We start from the raw sequence: 26,997 nt of genomic DNA, 5'->3' as shown, positions 1-26,997 counted from the left end.
GTGAAGAAATTAACACCAGTATTTACTATTTCATTTTTTATTGCATTGGCCTTTATTATCTGGGGCTTTTTTGCGCCCGAGAACCTGGAATTTATAACTGGAACTATCCAGGGTTTTATTACTGACCAGTTTGGCTGGTTTTATTTATTGGTTGCCACAGGATTTGTTGCATTTGCTATCTTTTTAATCTTCAGTCCTTACGGAAGAATCAAGCTTGGGAAAGATGATGAGGAACCTGAGTATAATTACTTAACATGGTTCTCTTTCCTATTTACAGCCGGGATGGGAATTGGGCTCGTTTTCTGGGGAGTGGCTGAACCTGTTTACCATCTATTCGACCCGTCTCCGGCCGCAAATGTAGCGGGTGGCTCAATTGAGGCAGCTGGAGCTGCTTTAAGATATTCCTTCTTTCACTGGGGGATGCACCCTTGGGCGATTTATTCAGTTGTTGCTTTAACATTAGCTTACTTTAAATTTAGAAAAGGGGCGCCCGGTGTCGTGAGTGCGGCATTCCAACCACTCCTTGGCGACCGTGTAAACGGCGGAATTGGAACGACAATTAATGTAATCGTTGTTTTTGCCACTGTCTTCGGTGTAGCTACATCCCTCGGGTTTGGTACTGCCCAGATAGGCGGCGGATTATCTGATATTTTCGGTTTTAACAACACATTTTTTCTTCAGTTAATGATAATCATTGTCGTGACTTTCTTTTACATGCTGTCGTCTCAGACAGGGTTAAATGTGGGCATCCGTATTTTGAGTAAAACAAATATTTACTTAGCAAGTATTTTAATGCTGTTTCTTTTATTCTCAGGACCTACAAACTTTATTATGAATTCTTTTACGCAGACTTTCGGAAGTTATTTGCAAAATCTCGTTTCTATGAGCTTCCAGCTTGATACGTTTAATTTGGAATCATCCTGGGTGGAAGGCTGGACTATCTTCTACTGGGCGTGGTGGATCGCCTGGGCGCCATTTGTAGGGACGTTTATTGCTCGTGTTTCGCGGGGACGAACGATTCGTGAATTTATTATCGGAGTCATAGCGGTACCTACTGTATTTGGAGCCCTGTGGTTTTCGGTTTTTGGAGGAACAGCTATTCATTTGGAAACAATCACAGGTGTCAGTGTTATGGAGGTCATTACAGAAGCCGGTGAGGAATCTGCCTTGTTCTTTGTTCTGCAGCAGTTCAATTTCGGCTGGATAATGGCGATCGTAGCTATTTTTCTTATAGCTTCTTTCTTTATCACCTCTGCAGACTCGGCAACTTTTGTTTTAGGTATGCAGACGACAAACGGCAGTCTGAACCCCCCAAACAATGTAAAGCTTATATGGGGGCTTATCCAGTCAGCTACAGCAGCTGTTCTCCTCTACTCAGGAGGTCTGGCAGCACTTCAGACGGCAGCCATTATTGCTGCATTTCCATTTGTAATTATTATGATCTTTATGATTATAAGTTTAATGAAGTCTCTAAAGCAGGAAACTTTACCTGAAAAAAAGAAACTAAGAAAAAGTAAAAATAATTGATAAAACAAAACGGAGCCCCGTAAGGTACGGAGCTCCGTTTTTATTTTGGCTCGTCAACTCATTTTTACTGGTGATTATCATCAGTTTTCATTTATATAACAGTTTGGTTACTTTGAACAAATGATCAGCTAACCATGGTAACATCAAAATTGTTTCATAGGTGTAAGTATTTACTAAGGGAGTGACCCGTATGAATCATTTGTGTGTGATTATTTTAATGACCTCCTGTTTATATATGTCGAGCTGTCAGTCAGATAATATCAGTTCTGATTACTCATTTCTTGAGGAATCTCAGGATGATAAGGTGCCTGAAACATTATTATTTTCTAACAATACAGATATCCAGGAGGAGCATAATTACTATGATGCCCTTCGTACTGTCCAGAAGAAGTATCCAGATAGACTTAACAGTACGCACATTGTGTCTGAAAGTGACCATTCCTTAGTCAATTATTACGGTATTGATACTTTTCCTACACTTTTGCTTGTAGAGGATCTTGAAGTTAAACTGAGAATTGAGGGCGCAAATGAATTTTCCTCTATTCTAAACGAATTAAAATATACTTTACTCGATGATTAAGCCATCATCATTTCAAATAAAAACCCCGTAAACCAAAATTGGTCTACGGGGTTTTCCTATAAATTATTTTACAATGTGAACAGGCATTCCTAACGCTACTTCAGCTGTTTCCATTGTGATTTCTCCCAATGATGGGTGAGCGTGAATGGTTAAAGCCAAATCTTCTGCAGTCATACCTGCTTCAATAGCTACACACGCTTCAGAAATCATATCAGACGCGTTATGCCCCGCAATTTGTACGCCAAGGACCAGCCCGTCTTCTTTTCTTGTTACCATTTTCATAAATCCTTCTGACTCATTTAACGAGAGCGCTCGTCCATTCGCCTGGAACGGGAACTTAGAAGCTACCACATCATAACCTTGGTCTTTCGCTTCTTTTTCTGTTAAACCAACGCTTGCCAATTCAGGCCCGGAGAACACCACTTCCGGAATAGCCGTATAATCAATTTCAGCTGCTTCTCCTGAGATTGCTTCAGCGGCTACTTTTGCCTCATAGGAAGCTTTATGGGCGAGAGCAGGACCTGCCACTATATCACCGATCGCATAAATATTGGATGATGACGTGCGGCATTGTTTATCAATTGTTACAAATCCTTTATCGTCAAGCTCAACGCCTGCCTGCTCAAGTCCCAGCTCGTCTGTATTTGGACGGCGTCCCACAGTCACAAGAAGGACATTTCCTTCAAATTCTTCCTCTTTACCTTTAACTTCAGCTTTCACCTTCACGCCATTTTCAGTCTCTTCCATTTCTTGAGCAAATGCTTCAGTTTTAATTGTAACTCCAGCTTTCTTTAAACGGCGTGATACAAGCTGGCTCATTTGCTTCTCAAAACCAGGAAGAATCTGTTTAGTACCTTCAAGAATAGTCACTTCAGCGCCAAGGTTGGCATACGCTGAACCCAGTTCAACACCGATATAGCCTCCGCCGATAACAACCATCTTTTCAGGAACTTCTTTTAAAGCTAGAGCACCTGTGGAAGAAACGACTTTATCACTCCATTTAAATTTAGGAAGTTCAATTGGAGAGGAGCCTGTTGCTACAATACAGTTTTTGAATTTATACGTCTGGGACGTTTTTTCATCCATTATTTTTACTGTAGTATCGTCAACGAAGTAAGCTTCTCCTCGAACAATGTCAACCTCATTGCCTTTTAAAAGTCCTTCTACTCCACCTGTCAACTTCTCAACAACAGATTGTTTCCATTTTTGCACTTTAGAGAAGTCAAGATTTACCTCTCCTACAGATATCCCCATGTCGTCTGAATTCCCTGCATCATGATAACGGTGTCCTGCTTCAATAAGTGCTTTTGACGGGATACAACCGACGTTAAGACATACGCCGCCCATATTTTCTTTTTCTACGATCGTAACTTTCTGGCCTAATTGCGCGGCGCGGATAGCTGCTACATACCCTCCCGGGCCAGAACCGACGACGAGCGTATCTACTTCTTCTGGAAAATCTCCTACTACCATAAATTATCCCTCCATTACGAGTAATTGCGGATCATTTAATAAACGTTTGATATGGTTCAACGCATATTGAGCTGTTGCACCATCAATAATACGATGATCGAAGCTTAATGACAAGGCTAAAACTGGTGCCACTGTCACTTCGCCGTCCCGGACAATTGCTTTTTCCTGAATACGGCCAAGTCCAAGAATGGCAACTTCAGGGTGATTAATAACAGGAGTAAACCATTGGCCGCCTGCAGAACCGATATTTGTAATCGTTGTAGAAGCGCCTTTCATTTCTGCTGCAGAAAGAGTGCCTTCACGTGCTTTACCTGCGAGCCCGTTAATTTCATCAGAAATAGTGAAAATTGATTTACGGTCAGTATCTTTTACAACAGGAACCATTAATCCTTTTTCCGTATCAGCCGCAATTCCGATATTGTAATAGTGTTTATGAACAATCTCTTCAGTTGAATCATCAAGAGAAGTGTTTAAGATTGGATATTCACGGATTGCTGAAGTTAAGGCTTTAACCACATACGGTAAGAAAGTCAATTTAATGCCTTTTTCTTCTGCTACCGGTTTGAACTGTTTACGGTGCGCTACAAGGTCAGTCACATCAATTTCGTCCATAAGTGTCACATGCGGCGCTGTACGTTTGGAATTAACCATAGCCTTAGAAATAGCTTTACGGATTCCTGACATTTTCTCACGCGTTTCAAGCTCTTCATTAGCCGGTTGATAAGATGGAACAGATTGTGCTTCCTCTTGAGCTTCAGGAGCTTCTGTCTGCTCGGCAGATTCAGCTGGCTGCTGGTCGCCAGATAAGTAAGCATCAATATCTTCTTTCATGACACGGCCATTTTTGCCTGAACCTTTTACTTTACGGATGTTTACGTCTTTTTCACGTGCATATTTACGTACAGAAGGCATCGCAATCACACGTGCAGTTTCATCAACTTCTTCCTCTTCTGAAGCAGGAGCTGATTCACTCTTTTCTTCTTTTGGTTCTTCAGAAGCTTTCTCTTCCTCTTTCTCTTCTTCTTCTCCTCCGCCATGAGCATCTTCCGGCTGTTCAGTATCTGTCTCAAACGTAATAATAACTGTTCCTACTTCAGTTACTACTCCTTCGTCAACGTGCAGCTTTTGTACCGTACCTTCTACAGGGGAAGGAATTTCAACGACTGCTTTATCGTTCTGAACTTCACATAAGACGTCGTCTTCTTTAACTTCATCGCCTTCTTTGACTTCCCATTTTACAATTTCACCTTCATGAATTCCTTCACCAATATCAGGAAGTTTAAATTCATATGCCATTATAACGCCTCCAGTTCTTTGTCTTAATTATAGAGAAGAAGGAGGAAATAAAATGATCTCCTCCTTGTTAATTTCAGTTATTAAAAGTTAATAACTTCTTTTGCTCTTGATACGACATCTTTAGAGCTTGGGAGCCAGATATCTTCAGCTGTAGCAAACGGGAAGACAGTATCTGGAGCAGTCACTCGTAAAACAGGTGCTTCAAGACTCAGGATCGCACGGTCGTTAATTTCAGCTACTACACTAGCAGCCACACCTGCTTGTTTTTGAGCTTCCTGTACTACAATTGCACGGTTAGTTTTCTCTACTGACTCAATAATAGTGTCAATGTCAATAGGGCTCACCGTACGTAAGTCGATAACTTCCGCTGAGATTCCGTCTTTTTCAAGTTCATCTGCAGCTTTAAGGGAAGTGTGAACCATCGCACCATAAGTCACAATTGTAATATCAGAACCTTCACGCTTTACGTCTGCTTTTCCAAGAGGAAGAGTATACTCTTCTTCCGGCACTTCCTCACGGAACGAACGGTAAAGCTTCATGTGCTCGAGGAATACTACAGGATCATTGTCGCGGATAGCAGAGATTAAAAGTCCTTTTGCATCATATGGAGTTGAAGGGATAACAACTTTAATACCCGGTGATTGAGCCATCAGACCTTCAAGGCTGTCAGCGTGAAGTTCCGGCGTTTTTACACCGCCGCCAAAAGGTGAACGAATTGTCACAGGAGCGTGGTATGTTCCGCCTGAACGGTAACGCATACGGGCCATCTGAGCTGCGATCGCATCAAATGTTTCAAACACAAATCCGAAAAATTGAATTTCCATTACCGATCGGAAGCCTGTTACACTTAATCCAGCCGATAAACCGCCGATGCCTGATTCTGCTAAAGGTGTGTCGAAAACACGTTCTTCGCCGAATTCCTTTTGCAGGCCTTCAGTCGCACGGAATACCCCGCCGTTAAGACCTACGTCTTCCCCGAATACAAGCACTTTTTCGTCATTCTTCAACTCGTTTCGCATTGCATCAGTTATTGCTTGAATCATTGTCATTTGCGCCATAACTTACTTCGACTCCTTTTCTTTATACTCTTCCATTTGCTCCTGCAGATTAACTGGAAGCTCTTCTCCCATAATTTCGATCAGGTCGGTAACTTTTTGTTTAGGTACGCTGTCAGCTTTCTTAATTGCAGCTTTAATATCTTCTTTGGCCTGTTCTACGACTTTGTCTTCATCTTCTTCAGACCACAGATTTTTGTCTTCAAGGAATTTCCTGAAACGGACAAGAGGATCTTTCTTTTCCCACTCATCGTCTTCCTCAGAGGTACGGTAACGTGTCGGATCGTCACCTGCCATAGTATGAGGACCATAACGGTAAGTTAACGTTTCGATTAGTGTCGGACCATTACCATCAAGGCCTCTCTGGCGGGCCTCTTTGGTCACAGCGTATACTGCAAGCAGGTCCATACCGTCAACTTGTACACCGTGAATTCCTGCAGCAACTGCTTTTTGTGCAATTGTTTTAGCTGCAGACTGTTGTTCTACTGGAACTGAAATAGCAAAACGGTTGTTTTGCACTACGAAAATTGCCGGGCTGTTAAAAGCACCTGCAAAGTTCATACCTTCGTAAAAGTCCCCTTGGGAAGCGCCGCCGTCACCAGTATAAGTGATAGCCACTGCATCTTCTTTATTCTTTTTAAGGCCCATAGCCACACCAGCTGTCTGTGTAATTTGCGCGCCGATAATAATCTGCGGCATCATTACCCGTACGCCTTCCGGCATTTGCCCGCCTTTAAAGTGTCCTCTCGACCATAAAAAGGCCTGATCCAGCGGAACGCCATGATAGTGTATTTGAGGAATATCACGGTATCCTGGTAATATCCAGTCCTGCTTTTCAAGCGCATACTGGGAACCGATCATTGATGCTTCCTGTCCTGCTACCGGCGCATAGAAACCAAGACGCCCCTGACGGTTAAGGGAAATAGCTCTTTGATCCCAAATACGAGTGTAAACCATTCGTGTCATCAATTCTTTTAATTCGTCATCAGAAAGCTCCGGCATAGCTTCTTCATTTACTACATTTCCTTCTTCATCGAGAATCTGGAAAGTCTGGAACTGCTCTTCAACCTGTTGCAATTCTTTAGTTTTTTCCATGAATACTGTCACCTCATCCTTTCTTAAATCGCCTTCTTAAATTAGCTTTTATACGCCAGAATCACTACTAATAAAGTACCCAAAGTTATCTTATTACATGTGATTCGACACGATCAATGCAATCCATACAGGTTGTATTCCCTTTTGTCGAACTCATAATCATAAAAAATTAAGATTTTCAGCTGGACTGTAATAGTTATTTGAAATAAATAGTAATACAACCTCTAATCACGTTATTTAGTTTACACGATACCTTTATCATTCGTCAACGCTTTTACTCTTGTTTTAAACGTTTTCTACATTTCTAATGTTGTTAACGACTTCACAAGTATTTAACAAACTGTTATAGGGAATATTTAAGCCTGTTATACTTTATGACCAATGTGTGAACTAGAGTTTTTTGTCGTGAAGCTTATTTAAAGGAAGTTTTTATGGCAGGCACTGTTTCAATTTGCACCGGTAAACTAAGTAAAAAACACTTCCTTCTTTCATGCTTTCCGCCTATTTTCAAAAAAAAAGAAGAGGACTGCCGTCCCCTCCTTGAAAGTTTTACTCATCTGCCACATTTAAATCAGCAGCTCGGTAAAATTCCATTTTTGCCTCATTGTATTCGTTTGTTAACTGGTTAAACTCCTCATTCAGACTAGAAATTTCACCATAAATATCATTAACTGTTTCGTGCTGCTCCTGCAGCTCTTCAGCTTCTGCATCTTCATCTTTAATCATTTCATAAAGGGCAATGTCTTCATCAATAGACGTCATGTAAGTATTGAATAATTCCTGATAAACCTCATAGCGTTCATGCATTGTCTGAACAACGTTCTCTCCTGCCGTCCTGACTTCTTCCTCATCAATATCCTCAAGATGCTCTTCTGCTTCCTGGAATATAACGAATGATTCCTCAATAAGGTTTTCTTCTTCTTCCATTAGTGTTCTTCGCTCTTCGGCCGACTCAATCGCTTCGTCTGCCAGCGGTTCAATTTCTTCTACGGATGACAGAGTAAGCATTTCTTCATAGAGGTTCATTTCTGTTTGTTCAGCATCTACGAGGGGTTCTTGTTTATCCTCTATTTGATTCTCTATTTCAACAGACTCCTCAAATTTTTCATACATTTGTTCAACTGAATCGTCACCAAAACAGCCGCTTGTAAAAACTAGTGCTGCTGATGCTCCTAAAAATGTTAATATTTTTTTCAAATATGAACCCTCCTAAACAATTCACTATATTGCTCCCAATAACAAACTACCTTATTTTACTAATCATTACAAGAATATTTTTCTTCTTTTACATTTGATAACTATCGTATGTCATTTTTAAAAATGATATCAGCACCTGACTTTTTGTTTTTTTATGCTTTTATCAATGCTATTTCTAATCATTCTTACTTTTTAATATCTCAAAAAAACTTGAAACGCAGAAGCTCAATTTATCAAGTATGGATTTACTGTTTATTTAAAAAAAATTGATAAAAAATAGGTGTTTATCTATTCCGGATTTATTAGGCTGCATACCATGAAAGTACGCCGCCTGAAGAAAGCGGTAATCAAAAAGGAGGCATTTTTATGTACGGACATGGTTTTTGCGATGACCCTTGCGGATATGGACATCACCACGGATACGGTTATCCAACACAAGTAGCGGGAGTTGGAACAGGTGCAGGTAAAGGATTTGCCTTAATAGTAGTTCTGTTTATTCTTCTAATCATTGTAGGTGCATCAAAGTACTACTGCTAGGCAAAACTTTAAAGGGGAGCAGCCAAAAAGGCTGCCCCCTCTTTTCATTAATTAAAAAACTGTTTATTATAAAGAGAAAGGTATATTTAAATATTGCATGACGTTGAAAGGAGATACCTTATGTTAACAATGGATGATATTATTCGTGAGGGCCACCCCACATTAAGAAAAACAGCTGAGCCTGTTGATCTTCCTCCAAGTCAGGAAGACCAGAATACTCTAAATGATATGATGCAGTTTCTTGTACATAGCCAGGATCCTGAAACTGCCGAAAAATACAGCCTTCGCCCTGGTGTTGGCCTTGCAGCGCCCCAGATAAATGTCAGTAAACGCATGCTCGTTATGCGTACAACAGATCAAAATGATGAAATTATTGAATATGCATTCTTTAATCCTAAAATTATCAGCCACTCGGCTGAAACCACTTATCTTGATAGTGGTGAAGGGTGTTTATCAGTAGACAGAAACGTTGAAGGCATTGTTCCCCGCTATGCGAGAATAAAAATTGAGGCGTACGATGCAGACGGGAATAAAGTCGTTAAAAGGTTAAGAGGCTTTTTATCCATTGTTTTTCAGCACGAACTCGACCATTTAAACGGCATTATGTTTTATGACCGCATTGAAGGCGATGATCCCTATAAAAAACCTCTTCCGCCTGGCGAAATAATTAAAGTTAATAATGATGACGGCCCCCTCTTATAATTGAGAGGGGTTTTTTAAATGGTAAATATCCCCTCGCAACTTCTTTCCTTTTTCTACTCATATTAAAAATAATTAACTCCGTAAAAACAAACTGTTACACGCTTGTCCTATTTATTTTTTCTAGAAAAATATCCCTTTATTGCCTCTTCTCACAAACAAGAGTCTTGAATTGAATGGAAGGAGGGTTTAAAATGTTGAAAAGGTGGAGAGAACGTTTATTAAAAAGGTACCGGAATTTACTCCCCAAACATTTATATGTCTAATCCACTCATCCTTCTTTCTTAGCACAAGGTGAAAGAAGGATGATACTTTATGTTAATATAACTGTACAGGGGAATGAACTTTTTAACGCTTATTTTCATAGGATTATTGATCTTAAGGTGCACGCCCGGAACGCCAAAAGAGTCCTATAATTATAAAATTTATAACTACTCAAGGAGAGGATTATTACATGGTATTTAAAGTCTTTTACCAGAACACACTGGACGAAGTGCCAGTTAGAGAACGTACGAACGTATTGTATATGGAAGCATCAACAGAAGAAGAAATAAGAAAAAAACTCGCAGACCGACGGTATAACATTGAATTTGTGACCCCTTTGTCCGAAAAGGCCCTGCAGTATGAAAAAGAAAATAATGAAGACTTCCAGCTGGAGCAGGTATAACTGATGAAAGCAAAAAATCATCAAGTAGCTATATTCGCCTTCGGGGGTCTGGGCGAAATCGGAAAAAATATGTATGGCATTCAGTTTCAGGACGAAATTATTATCATTGATGCGGGAATTAAATTTCCTGAAGATGAATTGTTAGGGATTGACTACGTGATCCCTGATTATACGTATTTAGTGAAAAATGCAGACAAAATTAAAGGTCTGTTTATTACTCACGGGCATGAAGACCATATTGGAGGGGTTCCTTACCTGTTAAGGGAAATCAATGTACCAATTTACGGAGGAAAACTTGCCCTTGCGTTAATTAGAAATAAACTTGAAGAACATGGACTTCTACGCAACGCCGAACTTCATGATATAGCTGAGGACGATGTAGTTAAATTTCAGAAAACATCGGTTTCTTTCTTCAGAACGACTCACAGTATTCCGGATTCTTTTGGGGTTGTAGTCAAAACACCTTCCGGCAATATTGTACAAACAGGCGATTTTAAATTCGATTTCACCCCTGTTGGTGAGCCGGCTAATTTATCTAAAATGGCAAAGATTGGCGAAGAAGGTGTCCTCTGTTTATTATCTGACAGTACAAACAGTGAAGTACCGGGCTTCACGATGTCTGAACGTAAAGTTGGAGAAAGTATCGATTCTATTTTCCGAAAAGTGGACGGGCGTATAATATTTGCAACATTTGCTTCTAACATTTACCGTCTCCAGCAGGCAGTGGAAGCAGCCGTTAAATACCGTCGTAAAGTTGCAGTATTTGGAAGAAGTATGGAATCTGCTATCCGCATAGGCCGTGAGCTGGGCTATATAAAAGCTCCAGAAAGTACCTTTATTGAGCCTTCTCAATTAAATAAAATACCTGCTGATCAAGTGCTGATTTTATGCACAGGAAGCCAGGGAGAGCCGATGGCTGCACTATCGCGGATTGCCCACGGGACCCACAGGCAGATACAGATTATTCCTGGAGATACAGTCGTTTTCTCCTCTTCACCTATTCCAGGTAATACATTGAGTGTCAGCAAAATTATCAACCAGCTGTTCCGCGCCGGGGCAGAGGTCATTCACGGTTCGCTAAACGATATCCACACGTCAGGACACGGCGGCCAGGAAGAACAAAAACTTATGCTCCGTCTTATGAAACCTAAATATTTTATGCCGATTCACGGCGAGTATCGCATGCTCAAAATGCATACAGAGCTAGCTAAGGATTGCGGGGTTCCGGAAGAAAATTCTTTTGTCATGGACATTGGGGATGTCCTTGCCTTAGATAAAAATGAAGCTGTCCGTGCCGGCAAAATTCCATCAGGGTCAATTTACGTGGACGGGAACGGCATTGGCGACATCGGGAATATCGTCCTGCGCGACCGCCGCATTTTGTCCGAAGAAGGACTCGTTGTAGTCGTAGTAAGCCTTAACATGAAAGAATTTAAAGTCGCTTCAGGTCCGGATATTATCTCCCGGGGATTTGTTTATATGAGGGAATCCGGTGACCTGATTAACGAAGCCCAAAAGAAGCTGGCTGTCCATCTAAATAACTTAATGGATAATAAAACCACCCAATGGTCTGAAATCAAAAACGAAGTGACCGATACTTTAGGTCCGTTTTTATATGAAAAAACGAAAAGAAAGCCTATGATTTTACCTATAATCATGGAAGTATAATAAAGAATTTACTGGTTAGGATAACATTTTGTGACCGCAGAGATTCTGCAGACTGGAACACCAGTTAAAATCAGTGGCTCTCACCATCGGTGAGAGCCACTTTTATTTATTAGATTGAGATAGGCTTTCTTTATAAAAGGTTTAAGGTGGCAGCTAAAACAGAAGATCAGCTGGAGGCGGCTCCAGAGCGTAAGCTAGTTCTTTTGAACAATCAACCCAATTGTCTTAAACTCCCTCTTCAAACAAAAAAGACGGCCATAAACAGGCCACCCCTCAAGTCAATTATTGCTAGTCTTCATCGTCAAATAAATCATGTTCCATCCGGTTAATGTCTTTATCTGCTCCAATGACAATTATAATATCGCCATTCATTAAGTATTCTGTCGCTGCAGGAGAGACATTAATCTCTTCCCCTCTTTTAATTGCCATAACGTTACAACCGTATTTTGCCCGTATATCCAGGTCAATCAGCGACTGGCCATGGACCGTTTTTCCAGCTATTAATTCCACTATGCTGTATTCATCGGAAAGTTCCAGATAATCCAGGACATTTTTTGAAATAATATTATGGGCTATTCTGACTCCCATGTCCCGTTCTGGATGCACCACTTTATGGGCGCCTATTTTATTTAACACTTTTTCATGATAGTCATTCTGGGCCTTTACCGTAATATGATTTACCCCTAGTTCAACAAGCATGAGAGTCGTCAGAATGCTTGATTGAATATTATCTCCAATCGCCACAATTACATGATCAAAATTCCTTATTCCAAGACTTTTAAGAGTGTTTTCATCGGTCGTATCAGCAATCACTGCGTGTGTCGCAATGGTGGCATATTCATTTACTTTATCTTCATTCGTATCAATCGCAAGCACTTCCATTCCCTGTTCACTCAGAGACTTGCATATGCTTCCTCCAAAGCGTCCAAGGCCGATAACCGCAAACTGTTTTTTCATTTTGATCCCCCGGTATTTATTTTATAACTTTCTTTATCATACAAATAATAACTCCCCGTATCAATGGTTTATATGTCAACAGAACCTTAAACACAATTCGGGCTGCGAATGATGAAAAAGGCTTTTCTCTTGAATTGGAGTGGAAAAGAACTTGAATGACACGGCATTCTGACAGCTTGACATGCCAAACAGCAAATGGAAACATAAAAGAATGGCTCTCAGTGGTGAGAGCCATTCTTAATCAACTGGTTTACTCCAGTCTTTGTCCAATTTTTATTATACTTTAAGGGTATCTTGTCCAGGCTTCCAGTTAGCCGGGCAAAGTCCGCCGGTTTGAAGCGCCTGAAGCACGCGAAGAGTTTCGTCTACATCACGGCCAATATTATTATGGTTTACAACGGAGTACATAAGCTCTCCTTCAGGGCTGATAATAAACAGTCCACGGAGCGCAACTCCTTCTTCTTCAATAAGAACACCATATTCACGGGATACTTCGTGGTTAGTATCCGCAGCTAAAGGATACTCAAGTTTTCCAAGACCGTTATCATCACGGTCAGTATTAATCCATGCCAGGTGAGTGTGAATCGTGTCAGTGGATACACCGATCACTTCTGCATCTAAATCTTCGAACTCATCATAACGGTCGCTTAAAGAAGTAATTTCAGTCGGGCATACAAATGTGAAGTCCATTGGGTAGAAGAAAAGAACAGTCCACTTATCCTGCTTCATATTTTCTTCAAGGCTTACTTTTCCAAATTCCTTATCAGCCATTACAGCATCCATTTCAAATCTGGGAGCTTGTTTAGCTACCATACGCTTTTCTGACATGTCTGAATCCCTCCAACAATTAATGTGCTTTTTAAGTTTACAACAGTGGTTATTATATGATACTCATTCCATACAGTCAACCGGAATGGTCCTCTCCTGCCTGATTCATTCCTATCATGCCCTTATTTTTTATTTGTAAAACCCTTTTATGTTTAGAAGCTCTTCAGCTTGTGGTAAACTCAAACATACGTATTTACATATTGAGAAAGGAGCTTTAATATGCAAGCGTGGATTGATTCCGTCAATTGGACGGAAATTGGTACGAAAGCCTTGACTGTGGCCCTGCAGTTAATAGCTATTCTTATTATATTTTTTATTATAAGGGCAGTTGGCAGGAGTTTTATTTCTAAAAGTTTTTCTAAAATGAGTGATCAGAGAAACATTTCACACGGACGTGTCAAAACTTTGGAAAGGTTATCGCTTAATATTTTTTCTTATGTCCTGCTGTTTATCCTGATTACAATAATAGTAGGGATATTTGAATATGATGTAACCGCCCTTATTGCAGGAGCAGGTATTGTAGGACTGGCCATAGGCTTTGGGGCCCAGGGTCTGGTTAGTGATGTAGTAACAGGCTTTTTCATTTTGCTGGAGAGACAGATAGAGGTAGATGAATATATCACTGTAGCAGGGATAGACGGGGTAGTTGAAGAAGTTGGACTAAGAACCACTGTTATTCGTGGATTTGACGGAACAGTGCATTTTATTCCAAACAGGGAAATAGGCAGCTTGAGCAACCATTCCCGATCCAATATGAGAGCACTCGTTGATATTAGTATCAGTTACGAAGATAATATTGATCAAGCAATAGCTGTCCTTCAGAAAGCATGTGATGAAGCAGCTCTTGAAGATGACGTCATTAAAGAAGGTCCCCACGTTATAGGCGTACAGAACTTTGGAGACAGTGATGTAGTGATCCGCGTTATTGCCCAGACTGCTAATATGGAACAGTGGGCTGTGGAAAGAAAACTGCGTAAAGCTATGAAAGAAGCACTTGATGCAAACAACATAGAAATTCCATATCCTCATCAGGTAAACCTTACAAAAGAATCCTCAGCAGGATAATAAAAAAGGTAAACCACATAGCAAATAAAATTTCCGCCCCTCAATTTATGATTTCCAGGATTGGGGGGCTTTTATTACAGCTTTCCCCTCCCAGCGCTGCCGGCTTATCCTAAAGGAGTTCTCCACCACTCTAATATAATTGAGAAAAACATAAAAAGAGCTGCCCCTAAAGTAATACTATCAGGACAGCTTCTTGCAGGTTATCTAGTGTTTTACTGACTGGTCGACGCGCTGACACACCTCATCCGCTGTTAATCCCTGAGCGGAAATGACAGATGCCTGCGTGGATGTCTCCTGGATCCCCATAATATTCTGCTGCTGGCCTGACACAACACAACAGTCACACCCAGCCGCATCTTCCTCATTTTGCAAAGACACCACTTCATAACCGCGAGCCTGCAGAGCTTGTTCCACGTCTGTTAATGAAGGTTCTACTCCTACCCTTGCCATACGTAACGCCTCCTTAGTCATTTCTGATTAGTATGACCTTGGTTCATCAACTTATTCAGAGGCGTGAAAAATGACGTTTTACCTTGACTTTATAAACTCAGTCAGATAATTTACAGCAACTGAGAGAGCATTTTCATCGGGGTCCAGCTTTGAGGAATGAAGTCCGTAGTCACTATCTACCCCAAGCCAGAACATAACACCAGGTATTTCTTCAAGGAAATAACCGAAATCTTCCCCTGTCATCGCTTTATCACAGAGACGGAATGCGGCACCTTCGAAAGAATCGGCAAATTGAATAAATGCCTCTGTCAGATCCTCATTGTTGTAAACCTGGCAGTAATTCGCTCCGTAATCAATACTGACCTTACATTTAAAGCTTTCTTCTGTCCCGCGCGCCATCCCTTCAATACGGGCCTTGATCCTGTTCATAGAATCAATAGACAAACTGCGGATTGTGCCTTCAATGCGTGCCTGTTCAGCAATTATGTTCTGTTTTGTGCCGCCTTCAATTTTACCTATCGTCACGACCGCAGAGTCAAGCGGAGAGACATTTCTGGCTACTATAGTTTGAAGCTGAGTAACAAAATGGCTGGCAGTCACAACCATATCTTCAGCCGTATGGGGGTAAGCAGCATGGCCGCCTTTCCCTTTAAAATCGATAAACAATTCACTCGTATTCGCAAACAATATACCGGGTTTAGTGGCAATTGTACCTACTGGAAGTTCAGGGGCGATATGAAGAGCATACATTTCATCCGGTTTCCACGCCCGAAACTCATCCGAAGCTAAAAGAGGTTCTGCACCACCCGGGCCTTCCTCAGCCGGCTGAAAAACAAAAAGGAGATTATGCAAAGGCTGATGTACCGAAAAATATTCGACGAGAGCCAGGCCAATAGTCATATGAAAGTCATGGCCACAGGCATGCATCATTCCTTCATGATGTGATGAGAATGGCAAGCCGGTTTCTTCACTAATGGGAAGACCATCCATATCTGCCCGATACCCTACAGTTTTAGCCGGGTTACTTCCTTCAATAAAAATGAGGGCCCCCGTCTTCCATGTTTTATAATGTAAAAAATCCTGTGGACAAGCTGCCACCGTTTCGAGAATATATGCCTGCGTTTTCGTTTCTTTAAATCCCGCCTCGGGAATTTGATGAAGCGCCCGGCGTCTTGCCGCCAGGCGCTCTTGGAATTCCTGTTCCATCATTATCACTCACTTAACTTTCTCAGCTCTTGTTTGATCTCAGTTTTTCCTTTTGTCTGATCGTCAATTTCTTTGATTACTTTAGCAGGAGTTCCGGCAACTACCGTATTCTTAGGGACATCCTCTGTTACAATCGCCCCAGCCGCAACAACTGACCCTTCACCGACTGTTACGCCTTCAAGAATAACAGCATTGGCACCTACAACGACTCCGTCTTCAATAATGACAGGCTTAGCAGATGGCGGCTCTATAACCCCTGCGAGTACTGCTCCAGCACCGATGTGGCAATTCTTCCCAACAGTTGCTCTTCCGCCGAGGACGGCATTCATATCAATCATAGTGCCTTCACCGACTACTGAACCAATATTAATGGAAGCCCCCATCATAATAACAGCTGAATCGCCGATTTCCACCTGTTCACGGATAAAAGCGCCCGGCTCGATTCGCGCGTGGATATTCTTCATGTCCAGCAAAGGAATCGCAGAATTTCTGCGGTCGTTTTCTACTACAAAATCCTCTATCTTTTCTTCATTTTCTTTTATAGCTTTCTGAACATCTTTCCATTCCCCGAAAAGTACGCCAGTCTCGCCCTGAATAAAAGATTTGGTATTTTCACCAAAATTAATGCCGTCAAGGTTCCCCTTAATATGTACTTTTACTGGTGTTGATTTCTCGCTATTAGAGATAAAGTTAATAATTTCGTTAGCATCCATTTGTTTCATAAAAAATCTCCTCCTTAACTTATGTCGAACTCCTTTACATCATAGTCATTTCCAAAAAAAAATGCAATCCATGAGCATCAATCTTTTGGTTCATTTACAGGTTGCTTTATCCATCCGGTTAGCAACTGACTGGATGATTGATATCTAAAAAAGCAACCTCTCTGATCTAAATATATTTTTTACTAAGGAGAAGAAAGCTTCTCCGTGCTCCTTCCCCTTATTATTTGTTTATGGCTGAGAATGGAGTCAGGCCTGTTTCTTTTTTGAAACTTTGATCATTTCTCTCAACTTTTTCTCATTACACCCCAGCACCTGCATCTCCCCAAAACAGGTTAAAGGGGTCCCCATAGCATTTGCAGCCTTCCATTCCCGAAAAAAATCTTTATTTTCTGAGATATTCCGTTCTTCAAATTCCGCATGATTGTCCTCTAAAAACTCTCCCACCTGTTTACAGTAAGGACAACCATTACTCGTATAAACAATTAATTTGCTTTCCACATCTTTTTCCCCCTCACTTCATCTTTGCCATTCACATGACACTTTGATTGTACACAAAAATCTTCTTCTGTTCATATGTTTTAGTATCGCCTGCTTACGTATCAGAATTCATTTCAACAGCCTGATTTCAAAAAATTAAGAAAAGGATCCCCCTTGTTACAGGGAACCCTTTTGTTCTTCAATGACTTTATCATTTGCCATATAAACGCTTCTGCTTGGAAAGGCGACAGAGACACCTTCTTCTTCTAAAATTTTCATAATCTCAAGGTTAACATCTTCCCTCACCTTCATATACTCTTCCCACTGGGTAGTAACAGTAAATAAGTAAAGAAAGATACCCAGACTGCTTTCATTAAAGTTATTAAACCGGACAATGATCAGTTCCTGGTCGATATCTTTACGGCTGCGGAGCATACTATCAATTTTCTCCACACATATGCGCAGCTTGTCTCTTGATGTGCCGTACTCTACATTTAAATTGTAAGAAATTTGCCTTTTTTTCATCTTTGCCCAGTTTTCTATCGGTTCATTGGCTAAAGTGGAATTTGGGACGACAATAACTGAATCTGCAAATGTCCTTATCTTCGTGCTGCGGAATGAGATGTCTTCTACCACGCCTTCTACTGATGGCGTTTGAATCCAGTCACCGAGGGTAAACGGTTTTTCCGTAATAATAATTACTCCGCCAAAGAAATTACCGATAGAGTCCTGTGCTGCCAGGGCGAAAGCAAGCCCGCCCAATCCGAGGCCTGCAACAAACCCGCTGACATTATAGCCCCACTCATCAGCAATAATGCTGAGGGCCATTGCAATTATTGCAAAACGAACCAGTTTAGATAGAAACGGAAGAAGAATCTGGTCAAATTCGATATCTAATTTCTTCCCTACTTTTGAAAAAACAGTTGAAGTCGAGGCGGATAAATTAAAAAGCCCCCACGCAATGTGAACAATAACCAGTGTTCTGAAGACCCTCAGAAAAAGGACATCAAACTCAGCTGGAAACGGCAAATATATCAAAGCGAGGTAAAAACCTATAAAAACGAAAAATGATCTGACAGGCCTCTCAAAAGCCAGTAAAATATTTGTTACCAGATCTGTGGGCGCTTTTCGTGATAAAGTTAGAATAAGCCTGAAAATATAAATGGTAAATAATTTTCTAAACACTAAAAATAAAATCAGTATTCCTGCGGCAAGCAACACTTCTTGCCACGTAAAAGAATAAATCCAATGGTCTGTCATAGCAATCTCCTTCTTTATAAATGTCTCAAGCCTGTGTTAAAGTCAGACTTAATCTATTTTATCTATCTGGACGTATTTAGAAGTCTCTTAAGTTATTAAGTATAAGCATGTCAGTTTTATTATTCAACATATTTAGAGATGAATATTACTCTAAATATTAACTTGATAAGTCAAACGAGTAAATGATATACTTTGACACAATTAGACTATAAGAGGGAAAAATAAAATGAAAAAACAATTTGCAATTATCGGACTGGGCCGCTTCGGCCAAAGCGTCTGCAGAGAATTATATCATTTAGGCCATGAAGTGCTGGCAATAGATAAAAATGAGAAGAAAATAGAGGATGCATCCAGTTATGCGACCCACACCCTTCTCGCTGACGGAACAGATGAAGCTGCCCTTAAACAGATAGGAATCAGAAATTTTGAGCATGTTATTGTAGCCATAGCTGAAGATATACAGGCAAGTATTTTATGTACGCTTCATTTAAAGGACATGAATGTGCCTAAAGTGTGGGTGAAAGCCCAGAACAGCTACCACCACAAAGTGTTGGAGAAGATAGGGGCTGACCGTATTTTCCATCCTGAACATGATATGGGTAACCGGATCGCCCAATTCCTAACTTCACAAAAAGTAATCGACTACATTGACCTATCCGCCGATTACAGTATTGTAGAAGTTATTACGACTTCAAAAGTGGAAGGGAAATCACTTATTGAACTTGATATCCGGGCCCGCTTCGGCTGTACAATTCTCGCTATAAAACAAAACGGCAAAGTAAATATTACCCCCAATCCAAACGACGAGCTGCATAAAGGGGATATTTTAATCATGATCGGCAGCAAGCAGGATCTTCGCCGTTTTCAGGACGAAGCTCTCTAACGTTTGTTACCTTAAAAAACTTTCTACTATTGATACAGTAGAAAGTTTTTTAATTTTACAAAATTGTCAATCTTTTTAAATGACAGCGGTTTCATTTATGTTTATTTCATGGTTTAATATATCTAAAGGAGTTAGAGTCTCAATGATTCAGCCGGTATGGCGAAACCACACTTTCGGGGGTGCTGACGTATGAATGCGATAGAATTAAATCAAGTGGTGAAACGTTTTTCTAATGGTTCTCAAATGACAACATTATTTAATGATATGAACTTTACTGTGCGCGAGGGGGAACTCGTTGTCATATCAGGCGAAGAAGGTACAGGAAAATCAACTTTACTGCGGATGCTCGCAGCCATGACACCTGCCAATAAAGGCAGTGTTCACGTATTTGGGGAAGACCTTTTGACTATAAGGAAACGTACGGAGTGGCGCCTTGAAAACATAGGTTATATAAACGAAGAAGGGGTGCTGATTCCCTACCTGTCAGCCAGACAAAACCTTCTTCTAGGCCTGAAGCCTGACAACCCTCAATATGAGGAAAAATACAAACAAGCTGGTGAGATTTTAAAGGATCTTGGTTTTTCCGAGGAAAAGCTGGATGAATCCATTGAAGGACTGGATGATAAACACCAGATCCTCGCCAGTATCGGCCGCATACTCATGACCAGGCCTAAACTTATATTGGCTGATGAACCAACAAAAGCCCTGGATGGTCCAGAAGGAGAAGCTGTGCTTGACCGCTTGATGAATTTTGCAAAAAAACAAGGGTTAACCGTTATTGCAGTTACAAATGATGAGACAATCAGAGATCAGGCAGACCGGCATTTTACTGTAGAAAACTGCCAGCTGGTAGAAAAAAATGAAGAAGGACAGCTTCATTAAATGACTAGAATAAACTTCTAAAATAAAGATGGCCCTCGCCTTAGGTGGGAGCCATCTTTTACATTTAAGGAAACTTGAACCTGATTTTTAATTTTATGTTTACAGTCAGCCCCCCGCCCCGTATACAATAGCTAAGATCGTCAAAATGGTATATGTAACAACTACGGCAGCTGCTCCGACCAGCAGTACAATTATTACTGCCTTTTGAACCTTCCCCATATGATCACACCTTTATTCTGAAAGATTTTCGTAAGATTCAAATTCTACTACAATCCATTATGCCAATATAACCGTGAAAAAGAAAGTACGGAGAGTCAGGAAAGGGTGAGAGAAATAATATTTATTTTTTCATTTCTTTTACACGGACATATGCCCATTCACTTAGCAGTTTCGTTACATATATTAATACAGGAAACACGGTTTAAGAGGTGATATTAATGAGCGAACGAAAGAAGCGTGAAATAAAGCCCATACATGAACAGCCTTTTGGGGATATTTTAAATTCAATGGACAGTTTCTTTAACCAGGCTATTAAGCATCTTCATCCTTCCAAAATGATACCTGTCTACCAGTATGAAACGAAAGATGAGTATGTAATTGAAGCAGAAGTCCCAGGGATAAAAAAAGAACAGATTCTGTTAGATATCTTTCAAAACCACATAAAAATCAGTATCAAAAATGAAAGTTATTCAGAGAAAAAAGATGATGTTAAGAAGACTACTGAACAGTACTTCAGGTATCATAAATCTGACCGGGTAGTTAATCTTCCTTTTGCCGTCAACCAGTCAGACATTAAAGCGAGCCTTTCTCAAGGCTTACTGACTATTCGTATACCGAACAAAAGAAAACGTATATCCATTGACACAAAGGAGGTGTAAGCCATGTTTTTTGGACGTCCGCCCCGCCAGCAGAACATGCCGCCCGATTACCACCAGCCGTTTCACCCACCCAGCCCGCCTTCAAACCAATGGCCAGGTTATGGACAGTCATATTATCAACAGCAGCATCCGTCTGCCGGCTACCCGCCTTACCAGCAATTTGGAGGTTACCCGCCAGCGCCCCAGCAGAACCCTGGATCAAAACTGATGCAGGCTTTTCAGACAAGTGACGGTAAATTTGACTTTCAAAAAGCGATGACAACCATGGATCAGGTCGTAAAAACGGCAAATCAAGTCAGCCCCCTCGTTAAACAAGTAGGAAGTTTCTTTACAAAAGCGAAATAGGGAGCCTTCCGGTTCTCCCTGTTGCGCTTTTATTTTTTCTGTCTGTCCTCTGCTCTTATTCTTTCTTACTGCCGGATTTCAATTAGCGATGAATCCTTATGACGTATGGTAAACTTATTATAACTACATAACAGGAGTTGATCATGTGAACCAAACCATTGAAACGCTGTTAAATCACCGGTCTATCCGTAAATTTAAAGACGAGCCATTAACAGATGAACAAATCAGTTACATTGTCCAGTCTGCTCAATTAGCTTCTACATCAAGTTTCATTCAGGCTTACACCATACTTGGCATTAAAAATCCTGAAACGAAAGCTAAACTCGCACAGCTTGCAGGAAATCAGCCATATGTAGAAAAAAACGGGCACTTTTTTATATTTTGCGCCGATCTTCACCGGCATACTATTGCATCTGGAATGGAAGGGAAACAAATAAATGCAGCACTGGAAACAACTGAAAAATTTATGGTAGCGGCTATTGATGCCTCCCTTGCTGCCCAAAATGCAGCCATTGCTGCTGAATCTATGAAGCTTGGCATTTGCTATATTGGGGGAATTAGAAATGACATTGAAAAAGTGTCAGAACTCCTGCAACTGCCTGATTATGTGGTCCCCCTTTTCGGGATGGCAGTTGGCGTCCCTGATACCTCTACAGACCAGAAACCAAGACTTCCTATGGGCAACGTTTATTTTGAAGAAACATATCCATCAGATAAAGAAGTTGAAAAAGGACTCAGCATTTATAACAACATCATTTCAGACTATTATAATAAACGCACTGGGGGAGAACGTTCAGACACATGGACAGAACAAATGACCCGTATGCTCAGTAAAGCAGGAAGAAAAGAAATGAAAGATTTTATTCAGAAAAAAGGCTTCTTAAAGACGTAATAAATAAACCGCGGCTTTTTTACTTTAGCCGCGGTGTTTAAGCAGAGTTATTTTAAAGATTTTGTATGGAAAAAATCCCCTTTCTTTTTCTTTAAATCATCGGTTCCCCAATTAAGAGCTCTGCTGTCCGCTTCCGGAACCATTTTAATTATATGTTTTGAACAGTGGATATAAGCTTCTTCAACAGTCACCCACACCCAATATTCGATTTTTCCGGCTGATTTGATTTTTTGAGAAAAAAGCGGATATCCTTTTTCTTGCAGGGCGGAGCTCAAGTCATCTGTGTTAAATATTTTGCCAGTTCCGTTTATGTGGAGTCCTACCTGGTCATACACAAAATCGATAAACAGAAGACTTATTTTCTCATTCTCCTTAAGGTTTCCCAGGCTTGCAAAGACGCCATTGCCCTTAAACTCAGGGTAAATAAGAGTATTTTTATCCAATACTTTTATAAAGCCCGGTTCTCCAGCCCGAAAAGAGCAGTCGCAATCCCCGTCTGACCCGGCGGTTGCTACAAAGGCCATCGTCTGGTATGAAATAAACTCTCTCATTTTCTCATTTAAAGACAATCGCACCTGGTTTTTGTAAAAGGATTCAGCTTTTTTAGCAGACCCTTTTTCCTTTTGAAGCAGTAATTCTCCAGAGGATTTATGAGGCATGTCCGGTCTCTCCTTCTCAGTTTCTGATACCTCTAATTATAATATAAGATGTCACTGTCCCATTTCCCTTTTTGGAAAGTTCATAATACTGTTAAACAATACGGAGAATGATATATGTAGCACCCTCATATAAACCCTGTTAAAATAAAAAAAGACAGCGGTTTATTTTCCCTCATATTCTTACTAAGGAGGACTGTAAAAATGACTAAAAAAATGAACGTAGAGAGTTTTAACCTCGACCATACTAAGGTTAAAGCGCCGTATATTCGTCTTGCCGGTACAACTCAAGGGGCTAATGGCGATACGATCTATAAATATGACCTGAGGTTCTGCCAGCCTAACAAAGAGCATATGACAATGCCCGGCCTTCATTCCCTTGAACATATGATGGCTGAATTCAGCCGCAACCACCACTCCCAAATTGTGGATATCAGTCCTATGGGATGCCAGACTGGCTTTTACTTGTCAATTATTAATGACGACAGCTATGACAATGTGCTCTCATTGCTCGACAAAACGTTAAATGATGTTCTGAAAGCGACAGAAGTTCCTGCTTGTAATGAAGTTCAATGCGGATGGGCTGCGTCCCATTCCCTTGAAGGTGCTAAAGACATTGCCCGCAAGATGCTTGACGAAAAAGACAGCTGGACGGAAGTTATGTAATCAATAAAAAGGAGCTGGTCTTAAAAATATAACTTTTAAGACCAGCTCCTTTTATTATTCTCATAAATTTTTTTCCATAGTCACATGCAGGATGTCTGCATCATAAAATTGATCTGAGATTGTTTTATATCCTGTTTCTAAGTAAAAGGGTTCCGCATGTACCTGGGCATTCAGTCTGAATTTAGTGAGTCCTTCAGCTTTAGCAGTCTCTTCCATCTCATTCATTAAGAGAGAACCTAATCCCTTTCTTCTTACTTCTTTTAAAATACACACCCGTTCAGCTTTGGCTGTCGTTCCTTCTATTCTCAACCTTCCGGCGCCAACCGGGGTGCCTTCTCTATATACAATAAAATGAATCGCTTCTTTTTCCTTATTATCAATTTCTATCTCTTCAGGCACACCCTGCTCCAATATAAATACCTCGCGCCTGACTTTGTAGACATCTTTTAATTCATTCTCTTCTATAGCTTTACGTACTTCAACCACTACTTCTCATCATTTCCCAACAAAAAAGTTTCGTAAACTGTCCAGGTGCCGTTTTCCAATTGGTACAGAAGAGAAAAGCGGTCCACTGTCTCTTCATAATTGATCGTTTCCAGCTTTAAACGGCCAAACACATCAGACAATTCATCATAATTCATTTCCTGTCCGATTGTTATATGAGGAACAAAAGGATGTTCTGTTTCTTTCTTGAGGTTCCCGGAATTTAATTCATTATGGAGAGCAAGCAGGGATTCATTTTCACGGACTTTCATATAAATAGTATTCGTTACCGGATAAAACGAACTGAATTTATAAACTTCTAAAGTAAAAGGAGAAGCTTTTTTAGCAACCTTCCTTACCTCTTTGGAAAATTCTTTTATCTGATTTTCTTCCATTTCAAACGGGTCTTTCAACGTAAGGTGCGGGGGGACAAGAGAATACTTCGTGTCGTACCTTTTCCTATATGAATTGGCCATGTCTTGTAATTTTTTAGACGGGAAAACGGCAATACCATACTTCATTGAAACTCCTCCTTATATAATAATTGCTATTTTTCTATTAATTTAAAAGTTATCACGTTTATTAGGCTGTCTCACCGTATATACATCATAATATACTTCTATCTCCATTACAAAAATCCTTTTATTCTACAAAATTTTTATGTAACATTTGTGTTTTTCTTAAAGAAGTTAAGGGAATGCCAAATGTGAGCTATTTAATAATATATGTTAAAATTAAGGTAGTAGAGACGTTTACACAGAGAGGAGTACGCTCATATGTCAAAGAAAAAACAACCAGTCCATTGCCATGTCGTAGAATCTGCTGCAAGAACTCTTCTTAAAGAACGGGGAGTTGAAATTGAGGACGTTGCTCTAATTGTTTATGATATGCAGTCTGAATTTAATGACTCCATTACTCTAGATGATTGTATAGAAAGCGTTGACGCGGTTCTGGAAAAAAGAGAGATCCAGCACGCTGTCTTAGTCGGTATTGAATTAGATAAACTCGCTGAACAAAACAAATTGTCAGAACCCCTTCAATCCATCGTGGAAATGGACGAAGGCTTATTCGGCGTCGATGAAACGATTGCCCTCGGTTCCGTTTTCGGATACGGAAGTATTGCTGTTACCACCTTCGGGTATCTCGATAAAGAAAAAGTCGGCATTATAAAGAAATTAGACACACAACCAGGCAATAAAGTCCACACTTTTCTTGATGATCTCGTCTGCAGTATTGCAGCAAATGCATCAAGCAGACTCGCCCACCGAATCAGGGACCGTGAAGAACAATTAAGGGAAGAAGAAATTAAACACCGGGATAAAGAAGAACGAATTGGCTAAACTTAATGAGAAAACCTTTCTAAGCCAGTCTTAATTAAAAGGCTGGCTTATTAATTGGTTCTCTTCTTCGTGCTTGATTCTCACCCTTTCCAATGATATTCTTTTTAAAATGGCCATTTATTAGGAGAGGTAATGAATGATTAAAAGACCAAGGTGGATTTACTGGAAGCAAATATTCCCTTCAAAGTTTCAAGCCAGCTGCCTTAAAGCAAAGCTTGAAGACAACTGGGTAAACGGCTATGAAAACGGTCCGTCAGTTGAAATACGGAAGATTAAAAATGACCGGTATATCGTCCGTTATACATATGATGAATAAATAAAGATGCGAAAAAATTATTTCCCAGCTGGATTCAGTAACTTTTTCAGAAAATCTATTGACTTCCACTCACTTTTCTTGTATATTAATATTTGTCGCTGCAATACACATTGTTTCGTCAGCGCATTCCAACTAGTTGGAATCAGCATACATACGGGCTGTTAGCTCAGCGGGAGAGCACTTGGTCGACAACCAAGGGGTCACTGGTTCGATCCCAGTACAGCCCACCATAACAATACAGATATAACTCCTTGGTTTTCAAGGGGTTTTTTTATTTATTTATTACTGCAATAGAATCTATTTCATATTTTATATGGAGATTTCAGTTTTAGACTATCTGAATTATTTCCACTTTAAGCGGACGCTTTACCAAAGTTTTTAACTTTTTCACATTGATTAGTCGTATATCTTTTATATTAACGGCCTATAAAAAAGAGCAGGGTCTTCTCCCCTGCTCTTTTTTTAGTTATCCTTTTACAAGGTATGTCTCAAATCCGGCAGCTTTAAGCTTGTCCTCCATTTTTTTAGCTCGCTGCTTTGTGGTAAAGGCGCCTACTTGTACCCGGTACAACTCAGTTTCTTCTGTGAGAAGGGTTTTAATGGTCGCCAATGTCTCCGGTCCAGCCATGCCATCAACAGTTAGATTATAATTATTTTGCAGCTCCCTTACGGCATTGACTGTTTCATTTCCATAGGAACCATCTGCTCCGAAACTGGGGAGTGAATAACCCAGCTCCAGTAAGTCCTTTTGCAATTGCCGGACACTTCTGCTAATTGAACCATTCCTTAATAGCATAGTTTCTCCTCCTCGTATATTATATTTAAGCCCATAATTGAGCTTATAAATTTCTTTACACCCAAGGCTTTTTGATTGGGCGTCTCAAGATATTTCTAGAT

The 26,997-nt window shown here is 40.4% G+C and carries 30 protein-coding genes, 1 tRNA gene and 1 pseudogene; 16 read left to right on the top strand and 16 right to left on the bottom strand.

Annotated features, from left to right (window positions below; genetic code table 11):
* Together BMW59_RS19275 and BMW59_RS19270 are read left to right on the top strand one after the other, a co-directional pair.
* Nucleotides 1–1,527: a glycine betaine uptake BCCT transporter gene (locus tag BMW59_RS19275; RefSeq protein WP_093055590.1), complete on the top strand. Its 1,527-nt coding sequence runs from the start codon at nucleotides 1–3 to the stop codon at nucleotides 1,525–1,527.
* 190 nt (nucleotides 1,528–1,717) lie between these two features.
* On the top strand, nucleotides 1,718–2,107 hold the full coding sequence (locus tag BMW59_RS19270) for a hypothetical protein (RefSeq protein ID WP_093055588.1): 390 nt from the start codon (nucleotides 1,718–1,720) through the stop codon (nucleotides 2,105–2,107).
* An 84-nt stretch (nucleotides 2,108–2,191) separates the two neighbouring features.
* Here BMW59_RS19270 and lpdA read toward each other — a convergent pair.
* The 5 genes and pseudogenes from lpdA to BMW59_RS19245 form a co-directional block, all read right to left on the bottom strand.
* Nucleotides 2,192–3,580: pseudogene (lpdA, locus tag BMW59_RS19265) on the bottom strand (dihydrolipoyl dehydrogenase); the annotation flags it as partial.
* A 3-nt stretch (nucleotides 3,581–3,583) separates the two neighbouring features.
* A complete protein-coding gene (locus BMW59_RS19260; RefSeq protein WP_093055584.1) occupies nucleotides 3,584–4,876 on the bottom strand; it encodes a dihydrolipoamide acetyltransferase family protein in 1,293 nt (430 codons plus the stop codon).
* A gap of 80 nt (nucleotides 4,877–4,956) precedes the next feature.
* Nucleotides 4,957–5,934: an alpha-ketoacid dehydrogenase subunit beta gene (locus BMW59_RS19255; RefSeq protein WP_093055582.1), complete on the bottom strand. Its 978-nt coding sequence runs from the start codon at nucleotides 5,932–5,934 to the stop codon at nucleotides 4,957–4,959.
* Between the two features lie 3 nt (nucleotides 5,935–5,937).
* Nucleotides 5,938–7,026 (bottom strand): pyruvate dehydrogenase (acetyl-transferring) E1 component subunit alpha, encoded by a 1,089-nt coding sequence (gene pdhA, locus BMW59_RS19250; protein WP_093055580.1) that lies wholly within the window; start codon nucleotides 7,024–7,026, stop codon nucleotides 5,938–5,940.
* A gap of 549 nt (nucleotides 7,027–7,575) precedes the next feature.
* Nucleotides 7,576–8,223 (bottom strand): YkyA family protein, encoded by a 648-nt coding sequence (locus BMW59_RS19245; protein ID WP_093055578.1) that lies wholly within the window; start codon nucleotides 8,221–8,223, stop codon nucleotides 7,576–7,578.
* Nucleotides 8,224–8,589: 366 nt separating this feature from the next.
* On the opposite strand from BMW59_RS19245, the gene BMW59_RS22310 reads away from it, so the two are divergent.
* From BMW59_RS22310 to rnjA, 4 genes are all read left to right on the top strand, one after another.
* Complete coding sequence (locus BMW59_RS22310) at nucleotides 8,590–8,760, top strand: YjcZ family sporulation protein (protein WP_093055576.1); 171 nt, start codon at nucleotides 8,590–8,592, stop codon at nucleotides 8,758–8,760.
* A gap of 120 nt (nucleotides 8,761–8,880) precedes the next feature.
* Nucleotides 8,881–9,462: a peptide deformylase gene (gene def, locus BMW59_RS19235; protein WP_093055574.1), complete on the top strand. Its 582-nt coding sequence runs from the start codon at nucleotides 8,881–8,883 to the stop codon at nucleotides 9,460–9,462.
* 451 nt (nucleotides 9,463–9,913) lie between these two features.
* The gene (locus tag BMW59_RS19230; protein WP_093055572.1) at nucleotides 9,914–10,126 is read left to right on the top strand and encodes a DNA-dependent RNA polymerase subunit epsilon; all 213 of its coding nucleotides are present in this window, start codon (nucleotides 9,914–9,916) and stop codon (nucleotides 10,124–10,126) included.
* A gap of 3 nt (nucleotides 10,127–10,129) precedes the next feature.
* Nucleotides 10,130–11,794: a ribonuclease J1 gene (rnjA, locus tag BMW59_RS19225; protein WP_093055570.1), complete on the top strand. Its 1,665-nt coding sequence runs from the start codon at nucleotides 10,130–10,132 to the stop codon at nucleotides 11,792–11,794.
* 288 nt (nucleotides 11,795–12,082) lie between these two features.
* Here rnjA and BMW59_RS19220 read toward each other — a convergent pair whose 3' ends face one another.
* The gene (locus BMW59_RS19220) at nucleotides 12,083–12,751 is read right to left on the bottom strand and encodes a potassium channel family protein (protein ID WP_093055568.1); all 669 of its coding nucleotides are present in this window, start codon (nucleotides 12,749–12,751) and stop codon (nucleotides 12,083–12,085) included.
* Between the two features lie 276 nt (nucleotides 12,752–13,027).
* Nucleotides 13,028–13,579, bottom strand: a complete 552-nt coding sequence (locus BMW59_RS19215; RefSeq protein ID WP_093055566.1) for a peroxiredoxin — start codon at nucleotides 13,577–13,579, stop codon at nucleotides 13,028–13,030.
* A 219-nt stretch (nucleotides 13,580–13,798) separates the two neighbouring features.
* On the opposite strand from BMW59_RS19215, the gene BMW59_RS19210 reads away from it, so the two are divergent.
* Complete coding sequence (locus BMW59_RS19210; protein ID WP_093055564.1) at nucleotides 13,799–14,644, top strand: mechanosensitive ion channel family protein; 846 nt, start codon at nucleotides 13,799–13,801, stop codon at nucleotides 14,642–14,644.
* A 204-nt stretch (nucleotides 14,645–14,848) separates the two neighbouring features.
* Here the strand turns inward: BMW59_RS19210 and BMW59_RS19205 are convergent, their stop codons facing one another.
* From BMW59_RS19205 to BMW59_RS19185, 5 genes are all read right to left on the bottom strand, one after another.
* Nucleotides 14,849–15,094 (bottom strand): YkuS family protein, encoded by a 246-nt coding sequence (locus tag BMW59_RS19205; RefSeq protein WP_093055562.1) that lies wholly within the window; start codon nucleotides 15,092–15,094, stop codon nucleotides 14,849–14,851.
* A 78-nt stretch (nucleotides 15,095–15,172) separates the two neighbouring features.
* The gene (locus BMW59_RS19200) at nucleotides 15,173–16,300 is read right to left on the bottom strand and encodes an N-acetyldiaminopimelate deacetylase (RefSeq protein ID WP_093055670.1); all 1,128 of its coding nucleotides are present in this window, start codon (nucleotides 16,298–16,300) and stop codon (nucleotides 15,173–15,175) included.
* Nucleotides 16,301–16,305: 5 nt separating this feature from the next.
* The gene (gene dapD, locus BMW59_RS19195) at nucleotides 16,306–17,022 is read right to left on the bottom strand and encodes a 2,3,4,5-tetrahydropyridine-2,6-dicarboxylate N-acetyltransferase (protein ID WP_093055560.1); all 717 of its coding nucleotides are present in this window, start codon (nucleotides 17,020–17,022) and stop codon (nucleotides 16,306–16,308) included.
* Between the two features lie 246 nt (nucleotides 17,023–17,268).
* A complete protein-coding gene (locus BMW59_RS19190) occupies nucleotides 17,269–17,520 on the bottom strand; it encodes a glutaredoxin family protein (RefSeq protein ID WP_093055558.1) in 252 nt (83 codons plus the stop codon).
* A 156-nt stretch (nucleotides 17,521–17,676) separates the two neighbouring features.
* Nucleotides 17,677–18,759: a mechanosensitive ion channel family protein gene (locus BMW59_RS19185; protein WP_093055556.1), complete on the bottom strand. Its 1,083-nt coding sequence runs from the start codon at nucleotides 18,757–18,759 to the stop codon at nucleotides 17,677–17,679.
* 226 nt (nucleotides 18,760–18,985) lie between these two features.
* Here BMW59_RS19185 and BMW59_RS19180 point away from each other — a divergent pair, with 226 nt between their 5' ends.
* The 5 genes from BMW59_RS19180 to nfsA all read left to right on the top strand — a co-directional run bounded on the left by BMW59_RS19180 (nucleotide 18,986) and on the right by nfsA (nucleotide 22,639).
* A complete protein-coding gene (locus BMW59_RS19180; protein WP_093055554.1) occupies nucleotides 18,986–19,642 on the top strand; it encodes a potassium channel family protein in 657 nt (218 codons plus the stop codon).
* 189 nt (nucleotides 19,643–19,831) lie between these two features.
* Nucleotides 19,832–20,524, top strand: coding sequence for an ABC transporter ATP-binding protein (locus tag BMW59_RS19175; RefSeq protein ID WP_093055552.1), 693 nt, complete (start codon nucleotides 19,832–19,834; stop codon nucleotides 20,522–20,524).
* Nucleotides 20,525–20,961: 437 nt separating this feature from the next.
* Complete coding sequence (locus BMW59_RS19170) at nucleotides 20,962–21,402, top strand: Hsp20/alpha crystallin family protein (RefSeq protein WP_093055550.1); 441 nt, start codon at nucleotides 20,962–20,964, stop codon at nucleotides 21,400–21,402.
* 3 nt (nucleotides 21,403–21,405) lie between these two features.
* Nucleotides 21,406–21,747, top strand: coding sequence for a YppG family protein (locus BMW59_RS19165; RefSeq protein WP_093055548.1), 342 nt, complete (start codon nucleotides 21,406–21,408; stop codon nucleotides 21,745–21,747).
* A 145-nt stretch (nucleotides 21,748–21,892) separates the two neighbouring features.
* A complete protein-coding gene (nfsA, locus tag BMW59_RS19160) occupies nucleotides 21,893–22,639 on the top strand; it encodes an oxygen-insensitive NADPH nitroreductase (protein ID WP_093055546.1) in 747 nt (248 codons plus the stop codon).
* 47 nt (nucleotides 22,640–22,686) lie between these two features.
* Here the strand turns inward: nfsA and BMW59_RS19155 are convergent, their stop codons facing one another.
* Nucleotides 22,687–23,298 carry a pyridoxamine 5'-phosphate oxidase family protein gene (locus BMW59_RS19155; RefSeq protein ID WP_093055544.1) on the bottom strand — a complete coding sequence of 204 codons (612 nt, stop codon included), beginning with the start codon at nucleotides 23,296–23,298 and terminating at the stop codon, nucleotides 22,687–22,689.
* Between the two features lie 201 nt (nucleotides 23,299–23,499).
* Between BMW59_RS19155 and BMW59_RS19150 the strand changes: the two genes are divergently transcribed.
* Nucleotides 23,500–23,961 (top strand): S-ribosylhomocysteine lyase, encoded by a 462-nt coding sequence (locus BMW59_RS19150; RefSeq protein ID WP_093055542.1) that lies wholly within the window; start codon nucleotides 23,500–23,502, stop codon nucleotides 23,959–23,961.
* Nucleotides 23,962–24,021: 60 nt separating this feature from the next.
* Here the strand turns inward: BMW59_RS19150 and BMW59_RS19145 are convergent, their stop codons facing one another.
* Nucleotides 24,022–24,447: a GNAT family N-acetyltransferase gene (locus BMW59_RS19145; protein WP_093055540.1), complete on the bottom strand. Its 426-nt coding sequence runs from the start codon at nucleotides 24,445–24,447 to the stop codon at nucleotides 24,022–24,024.
* Nucleotides 24,447–24,965: a YjcG family protein gene (locus tag BMW59_RS19140; protein ID WP_093055538.1), complete on the bottom strand. Its 519-nt coding sequence runs from the start codon at nucleotides 24,963–24,965 to the stop codon at nucleotides 24,447–24,449. Before BMW59_RS19140 ends, BMW59_RS19145 begins: the two co-directional genes overlap by 1 nt.
* A gap of 255 nt (nucleotides 24,966–25,220) precedes the next feature.
* Between BMW59_RS19140 and BMW59_RS19135 the strand changes: the two genes are divergently transcribed.
* The 3 genes from BMW59_RS19135 to BMW59_RS19125 all read left to right on the top strand — a co-directional run bounded on the left by BMW59_RS19135 (nucleotide 25,221) and on the right by BMW59_RS19125 (nucleotide 26,330).
* Nucleotides 25,221–25,784: a phosphatidylglycerophosphatase A family protein gene (locus BMW59_RS19135; protein WP_093055536.1), complete on the top strand. Its 564-nt coding sequence runs from the start codon at nucleotides 25,221–25,223 to the stop codon at nucleotides 25,782–25,784.
* 136 nt (nucleotides 25,785–25,920) lie between these two features.
* Nucleotides 25,921–26,100, top strand: coding sequence for a hypothetical protein (locus tag BMW59_RS19130; RefSeq protein WP_093055534.1), 180 nt, complete (start codon nucleotides 25,921–25,923; stop codon nucleotides 26,098–26,100).
* 155 nt (nucleotides 26,101–26,255) lie between these two features.
* A tRNA-Val gene (locus tag BMW59_RS19125) sits at nucleotides 26,256–26,330 on the top strand.
* A 236-nt stretch (nucleotides 26,331–26,566) separates the two neighbouring features.
* Here the strand turns inward: BMW59_RS19125 and BMW59_RS19120 are convergent.
* Entirely contained in the window at nucleotides 26,567–26,896 is a 330-nt protein-coding gene (locus BMW59_RS19120) for a peptidoglycan-binding protein (RefSeq protein WP_093055532.1), read from the bottom strand.
* Between the last annotated feature and the right edge of the window lie 101 nt (nucleotides 26,897–26,997).

Origin of the sequence: Salipaludibacillus aurantiacus, from assembly GCF_900111295.1 — a bacterium.
GTDB classification, from domain to species: Bacteria; Bacillota; Bacilli; order Bacillales; family Salisediminibacteriaceae; genus Salipaludibacillus; species Salipaludibacillus aurantiacus.
This window is presented reverse-complemented; position numbering and strand designations above follow the sequence as displayed.

Bases quoted from the DNA above. Each gene is read 5' to 3' on its own strand.
- BMW59_RS19175 (WP_093055552.1), top strand. From the start codon at position 19,832: ATGAATGCGATAGAATTAAATCAAGTGGTGAAACGTTTTTCTAATGGT.
- BMW59_RS19270 (WP_093055588.1), top strand. From the start codon at position 1,718: ATGAATCATTTGTGTGTGATTATTTTAATGACCTCCTGTTTATATATG.
- BMW59_RS22310 (WP_093055576.1), top strand. From the start codon at position 8,590: ATGTACGGACATGGTTTTTGCGATGACCCTTGCGGATATGGACATCAC.
- BMW59_RS19150 (WP_093055542.1), top strand. From the start codon at position 23,500: ATGACTAAAAAAATGAACGTAGAGAGTTTTAACCTCGACCATACTAAG.
- BMW59_RS19170 (WP_093055550.1), top strand. From the start codon at position 20,962: ATGAGCGAACGAAAGAAGCGTGAAATAAAGCCCATACATGAACAGCCT.
- dapD (WP_093055560.1), bottom strand. From the start codon at position 17,022: ATGAAACAAATGGATGCTAACGAAATTATTAACTTTATCTCTAATAGC.
- BMW59_RS19155 (WP_093055544.1), bottom strand. From the start codon at position 23,298: ATGCCTCATAAATCCTCTGGAGAATTACTGCTTCAAAAGGAAAAAGGG.
- rnjA (WP_093055570.1), top strand. From the start codon at position 10,130: ATGAAAGCAAAAAATCATCAAGTAGCTATATTCGCCTTCGGGGGTCTG.
- BMW59_RS19140 (WP_093055538.1), bottom strand. From the start codon at position 24,965: ATGAAGTATGGTATTGCCGTTTTCCCGTCTAAAAAATTACAAGACATG.
- BMW59_RS19130 (WP_093055534.1), top strand. From the start codon at position 25,921: ATGATTAAAAGACCAAGGTGGATTTACTGGAAGCAAATATTCCCTTCA.
- BMW59_RS19220 (WP_093055568.1), bottom strand. From the start codon at position 12,751: ATGAAAAAACAGTTTGCGGTTATCGGCCTTGGACGCTTTGGAGGAAGC.
- BMW59_RS19255 (WP_093055582.1), bottom strand. From the start codon at position 5,934: ATGGCGCAAATGACAATGATTCAAGCAATAACTGATGCAATGCGAAAC.
- BMW59_RS19180 (WP_093055554.1), top strand. From the start codon at position 18,986: ATGAAAAAACAATTTGCAATTATCGGACTGGGCCGCTTCGGCCAAAGC.
- pdhA (WP_093055580.1), bottom strand. From the start codon at position 7,026: ATGGAAAAAACTAAAGAATTGCAACAGGTTGAAGAGCAGTTCCAGACT.
- BMW59_RS19165 (WP_093055548.1), top strand. From the start codon at position 21,406: ATGTTTTTTGGACGTCCGCCCCGCCAGCAGAACATGCCGCCCGATTAC.
- BMW59_RS19120 (WP_093055532.1), bottom strand. From the start codon at position 26,896: ATGCTATTAAGGAATGGTTCAATTAGCAGAAGTGTCCGGCAATTGCAA.
- BMW59_RS19200 (WP_093055670.1), bottom strand. From the start codon at position 16,300: ATGGAACAGGAATTCCAAGAGCGCCTGGCGGCAAGACGCCGGGCGCTT.
- BMW59_RS19205 (WP_093055562.1), bottom strand. From the start codon at position 15,094: ATGGCAAGGGTAGGAGTAGAACCTTCATTAACAGACGTGGAACAAGCT.
- def (WP_093055574.1), top strand. From the start codon at position 8,881: ATGTTAACAATGGATGATATTATTCGTGAGGGCCACCCCACATTAAGA.
- BMW59_RS19210 (WP_093055564.1), top strand. From the start codon at position 13,799: ATGCAAGCGTGGATTGATTCCGTCAATTGGACGGAAATTGGTACGAAA.
- BMW59_RS19215 (WP_093055566.1), bottom strand. From the start codon at position 13,579: ATGTCAGAAAAGCGTATGGTAGCTAAACAAGCTCCCAGATTTGAAATG.
- BMW59_RS19185 (WP_093055556.1), bottom strand. From the start codon at position 18,759: ATGACAGACCATTGGATTTATTCTTTTACGTGGCAAGAAGTGTTGCTT.
- BMW59_RS19230 (WP_093055572.1), top strand. From the start codon at position 9,914: ATGGTATTTAAAGTCTTTTACCAGAACACACTGGACGAAGTGCCAGTT.
- BMW59_RS19135 (WP_093055536.1), top strand. From the start codon at position 25,221: ATGTCAAAGAAAAAACAACCAGTCCATTGCCATGTCGTAGAATCTGCT.
- BMW59_RS19260 (WP_093055584.1), bottom strand. From the start codon at position 4,876: ATGGCATATGAATTTAAACTTCCTGATATTGGTGAAGGAATTCATGAA.